The sequence below is a fragment of the Helicobacter trogontum genome, from assembly GCF_000765905.2.
In the GTDB taxonomy this organism is placed as follows: domain Bacteria; phylum Campylobacterota; class Campylobacteria; order Campylobacterales; family Helicobacteraceae; genus Helicobacter_A; species Helicobacter_A trogontum.
In genome coordinates this window covers 1-5753 of the sequence record NZ_JRPL02000051.1, presented here as the reverse complement: position 1 = coordinate 5753, position 5753 = coordinate 1, and the positions used below count along the sequence as shown (strand labels likewise).

The 5753-nt window shown below is 31.8% G+C and carries 3 protein-coding genes; all 3 read left to right on the top strand.

Annotation, left to right across the window (positions count from 1 at the left end; translation table 11 throughout):
* Window positions 1-632 precede the first annotated feature (632 nt).
* The 3 genes from LS81_RS10340 to LS81_RS11700 all read left to right on the top strand — a co-directional run bounded on the left by LS81_RS10340 (window position 633) and on the right by LS81_RS11700 (window position 5695).
* The gene (locus LS81_RS10340; protein ID WP_237022232.1) at window positions 633-4028 is read left to right on the top strand and encodes a hypothetical protein; all 3396 of its coding nucleotides are present in this window, start codon (window positions 633-635) and stop codon (window positions 4026-4028) included.
* A 32-nt stretch (window positions 4029-4060) separates the two neighbouring features.
* Complete coding sequence (locus LS81_RS10335; RefSeq protein ID WP_034345565.1) at window positions 4061-4786, top strand: OmpA family protein; 726 nt, start codon at window positions 4061-4063, stop codon at window positions 4784-4786.
* Between the two features lie 372 nt (window positions 4787-5158).
* A complete protein-coding gene (locus LS81_RS11700; protein WP_237022231.1) occupies window positions 5159-5695 on the top strand; it encodes a hypothetical protein in 537 nt (178 codons plus the stop codon).
* Window positions 5696-5753: the final 58 nt, after the last annotated feature.

Below are 5753 nucleotides of genomic sequence, written 5' to 3'. Positions count from 1 at the left end.
AAATGTAGTCATTGCAAATCAATCACAAGAAATAAGCAATGCAATAGATTCTGTTGCAGTTAAGATTCTAGAAGATGTTAATAGAAAGAAGTTTTAAATCATCTGATTTTGCGTGAGCACTATCACGCAGACACACTCCCATTTTTTTGTTAGCTTAAAAGGTATTGGTATAACTCCAATATCTGTAAGAATTCTGCTATATCCTCGTGCATACTTCACAAATTAGCATAACATAAACACTTAGTAAGATAAGCAAAATCACATCATTTATCTTGTGATCATGGACTAAAAAAATAATAAATTTGCTATAATTACGTGCAAATGGTGTAAGCTAGATGTAAAGTGATGTATAAATAGGGACAACAATAACTACATCAGCACGGGCAAATCCTAATTGTGATTTGCGTTTGGTCTGTCTATTGCAGTATTGTTTGACATGACACTTGACTTACACGTAGATATAAAAACTGCACATCTAAAAAACAGGGGCATCAAATCAAAGATAATCAGAATTCACAAGTGAGGTTGCAATGATTATTAATATAATTTTTACGCTACTAATGCTAGCACTAGCCATATGGGATCTAAAAAGTTTTGGTAGCAATAATCACAAAGATTTTAAATCACTGATAATGAGCATAGGAATACTTGGGACATTCGCGGGTATTTTTGTGGGACTTATAGGATTTGATACACGCGATTTATTGAGCTCTGTGCCCATGCTATTAGATGGATTAAAAATAGCTTTTTATACTTCTATTGTAGGTATGGGTTTAGCTATAGCACTTAGTATATATCAGAAAGGAAAGAGTAAAGCGGCTGAAAATAGTGAAATAGACTTCATCGCTACACAAGCACACAAGCTCGATGAGCTCATGCACTTAAGAGAACTCATACATATCAACACTGCATTGAGGGATATTAAAGGCGAATTTGTAAAAAAAGAAAATTTTGAAAAAGATTTAAAGCAAATGCTAAAAGATATTGATGTTTCCCTACATAAAGCATTAGAAACATTAGCAAGTGGGGCAAGTAAAGAGCTTATCAAGGCTCTTGAGATTGTAATTAGTGATTTTAATAATAATCTAAAAGAACAATTTGGCGAAAACTTCAAGCAATTAAATGAAGCAACCTATAATATGCTGTCATGGCAGCAACAATATAAAGAGCAGATTCTAGACAATACAAACTCTATGCAGATAATGCAAAAAACACTAAAAGACACACAAGACTCCATGCAACAAGCAACAGAATCTATCCTTGCAAATAAAGAAAACCTCATTCAAATACAAGAGTATAACAAACAAAACAATCATATTCAAGAAAACCTCTTACAAGCATTAAAAACGCTAAATACCCTTGAACAAAGTTTTGAAGAAAAACTACAGGTAATAGCAACGCTAAAGGATTCTAGTCTTGAGGCATTGAAGGACTCTAAAGACTTTATTAAATCCTTACAGCAAGCAAAAGAAACTCTGCAGGGGTATCTACGAAATTATGAGGAAAAATTACTTTCAGTTCTTGAGGCAAGTTGCATGCGACTTGATAACACCAATGCGACATTGCAGACACAAAATAGTGAAATTTTAGAATCTATTAAAGTTTCCTACAATGATTTCAAAGATTCATTACAACATGCAAATATTGAAGTTCTAGAATCTTTTAAAGAAGCCAGCAAAACTTCAAATAATTTGGCAAAAGTCATTAATGATGATATAGTGACAAAATCAAATTCGATAATACATTTAAACGAGTCATTTAAAAATAATGCAGATTCTATGCTAGAAAAGCTTAATATGGTAAGTCATGAGAGTATATCCAAAGTTACACAAATGCAAGAAAAAATGCATACACTTTATGATGATCAATTTGCATCTTTGCACACAAAAATGACGCATACAACAGAAATTTTGCAAGAAACTCTCGCAAATAATGCTAATAATTTAGAAAATTTCACAAAAGATTCTATAGAGACACTTACAAATGCTTTTGAGAAACGCGATCAAATATTACAAAATATGTTGCAAAATAACTATGAACACATTATGAATAATATCGATGCCTTACATCAAAGCTTTCAAGATAAAATTAGCAAAGATTATCAATACATGCAAGATAAGATTCTAGAAACCTCACAAACTGCATACGATTTCTTAAAAGATTGTGCTAAAGAATTAGAAGATTCTGGAAAAATAAATCTACATACAAGCATTGAAATGACAGGCAAACTTGCAAAAGAACATATAAATACATTGCAAAATATGCAAGAAGACAATTTCATTCAGATAAATGAACATGCCTTAAAGGCAAGAGATTTTATCATGCAAACACAAGAAACAAGCATACAAGCCTTAACCCATCTACACACAACCTCACTAGAAAAAATAAAAGAAAGTAACGAAGAGATAGCACAAAATGCAGTAGAAAATCTCTCCACACTACACTCTGCATATCAAGATAATATAGTATCTAGTTTGCAAACTACGCATGATCATTTAGAAAAAGAATTAAGTATGCTACATGATGCTACAAGGGATACATTGCAAAATATGCAAGATGGCCTTCAAACCCAACATACAAAGACAACAGATTCCATTGCCGCAGTACTTAAAAACTCAAGTCAGCATTTTATACAAACCTCAGATGACTTTGTAGAGTTGCTAAAAGGACAATATAAGCGTATGAATACGACATTTGATAAGCAGGCACAAGAAATGCAAGAGTTTTTACAAACGCAAACAAATGCCCTAAATGAAAACTTATTAGCACAAAATGAGAATCTAAAGAATACCTTTGGCACACAAACTGAGCAGTTACAACAAGATTTGACGCAAAAAGGTGATATATTGCACGAGTTTTTACAAACGCAAACTACTTGCCTTGATACAAATTTGCAACAAATGTTAAATAAATTTAACAAAATGCTAGAACATAACTATATGAACTTAAGTGATATGCTTGAGAAAGACAATAATCTTATTGTAAAAAGTCTTGATTCGCAAGCAATAAATCTATCAAATAGTCTCATAAACTCACATCAAAAACTTGATGACTTCTTGCATTCCACCTATGAAAAGCTCACTCATAATGTAGATTCTTTGCTGACTAAAGTTACAAATAATAGCACGACATTGTCGCGAAATCTTGAGCTAACAGGTGATGCTTTGAAAGATAACTTACAAGGAGTTATTGACAAACTACAGCAAACAAATGCAGAGAGTCAAAAAAGCTATGATGAAAAACTTGCCCACACATTAAACACACAACAAACAATCATCACAGATATACAAGCAAAATCACAGACATTCTATGATACTATAGGCAAAAATTTAGAAAACTTTACACAAAGCCTACAAACAACAAGCAGTGATATACATACGAATTGCCAAAGTATTCTAAATGATATGCAAAGCTTAAAACAAAATAACCAAAACCTAAGTCAAGAGACATTACAGGTGGTAAAAGATTCCTACACACAATTGTATGGTAATTTAGATAAGAATTTAAACACCCTGACGCAAGGACTTGTAGAGCAGTTTAGCAACGTTATGCAAAAAAATGAATCCTTGCTGCAAAGCTTTGATAAACAATTGTCAAGTTTTGATACAACACTTCAGAATTTTGAAAGCAACACAAAAACAAGTTTTGAGAATCTAAATACACATTTTAAAAACTTATGTGTGCAATATATTAAACTTATGCAAGCAAGTATGCAAGCAAACCTTAAAAATCAAGCACAAGCAACAGAAGAACTACATAAGGCTGTAAATGCAGTTGAGCAAAATGTAAAAACTCTTGCAACTTCAAGTGATACCCTGCTTACAAAACAAAAAGAAACGCTTCAAGCAGTAGTGCAACATTTTAAAAATAGCACAGATGAGTTAGTGAAGCAGGGGGAATTAATACACAAAAATCTTGGGACAAACCTTGAAACCTTAGATTCTAAAATGGAGCAAATGACACAAAGTTTTGCAAATAATTATGAATGGTTTTTAAAGAAAGTTAAAGAAATCATGGGCGTTGCATAAAGTTTATTGAGGAATCTATCTAAGGGAATTATATGGAAGAGAAATCAAGTCATTGGATTACTATATCAGATATGATGTCTGGCATTATGATGATTTTTATGATGATTGCTATAGCCTTTATGGTAACTTTAGAAAATGAGAAAAAACAACTAGAATTACAAAATGAAAAAATGCGCGATTTAGCACAAAATTACTCAAACTTACAACAAGAGCTCTATAAAGATCTGATACAAGAGTTTGGTAAAGATTTAAAAAAATGGGATGCTTTTATAGAAGAAGATACAACGATAAGATTTCAGAAACAAGATATTTTATTTGATGTTGGGCAAAAGAGAGTAAAAGAGAGATTTCAAAAAATATTAGATGACTTTTTTCCACGTTATGTGCGTATTTTATATGGTGAAAAATATCGAGATTTTATAGAAGATATTAGAATCGAAGGGCATACTTCTAAGGATTGGGAAGGTGCACAATCGCTAGAGAGAAGATATTTAGGCAATGCAGAACTAAGTCAAGAGAGAGCCTTCCAGGTATTAAAGTATTGCTTCTCACTCCCTAGCATTACTGACAAACAAGAGTGGCTTATTAAACTTTTACGTGCTAATGGTGTAAGTTTTGCAAAACCCTTAGCAAGTGATGAACTATCAAGACGAGTTGAATTTCAAGCAAGTTTTAAGGCAAATGAGCAGATTCAAAAAATACTACAAGCAGGGCAAAATAAACAAAAAGCCACACAAAGCAAAGATAAAGTAAAATAAATTAAACTTTTATTAATTGCATACTTTTGCTATTTAATTTTTCTTACAACTAGTTCTTAAAAACCCTGTTGCAACCTTTTTGTAAAAATCTACAGCCCTTTTAATTATGATACCAACATTATATTATTTCAACATAAGCCTACAAGAGAAAATATTATTGATGTACGAAAAATACTACATTTTCAAAGTTATTTATTAGAGGGTAATATCATTTGGAATATAAGCACTGATGGAAACTTTCATATACCAGTAAAAACAGAATATTGTGTAATTGGCAAATACTAGAGAGATGAGACAATGAATAGTAAATGACAAATACAAAAACTAAGAGATTATGCTGAATTAGCTCAAGCTGCCTATGGGTATTTTCATTTGGTAGATAAAACCTATAAACATAATGATAAAGATGAAAAGAGACTAAATGAATTTAAAGATAATTTTAAAAAATATAAGCCAAATGAAAGCCAAAGAGATATCACCTACGCTGATATACTCGACATTACTTATAAATACTACCTTGATGATAATGACAAACCCAAAGATGGCTTCTTTGATGATAGGTTATTTGATGGCGACTTCTCCCCACTCCAAGCTAAACAATTCTTTTCTCGCTATGATTTACTCATCCATCAACCAAATACTGAATCAGGTTTTTCTGCTACTTTATTTGGTGAAAAAAGAAAACAAAAGAATACAGAATCTAAAGAGATTAGCTATACAAGTGAATATGGCTATATTAATTATATCTTAGCCATTCGTGGTATAGAGCCAAGTGATACAAGGGATTTAAAAACAGATGCAAGAATGACTCTAGGATACATTCCACAAGGACAATATAATGATATGCTAAGATTCTATAATCAATGCAAATCAATGCAAAGCAAAATATCCTGCTATCATAGAATCTAAAAGCTTAAATATAGTAGGACATTCACTAGGTAGTGCTCTAGCTCAAATGCTTACTTTA

Coding starts and splice junctions, on each gene's coding strand:
- LS81_RS10340 (WP_237022232.1), top strand. CDS start 633: ATGAGCATAGGAATACTTGGGACATTCGCGGGTATTTTTGTGGGACTT.
- LS81_RS10335 (WP_034345565.1), top strand. CDS start 4,061: ATGGAAGAGAAATCAAGTCATTGGATTACTATATCAGATATGATGTCT.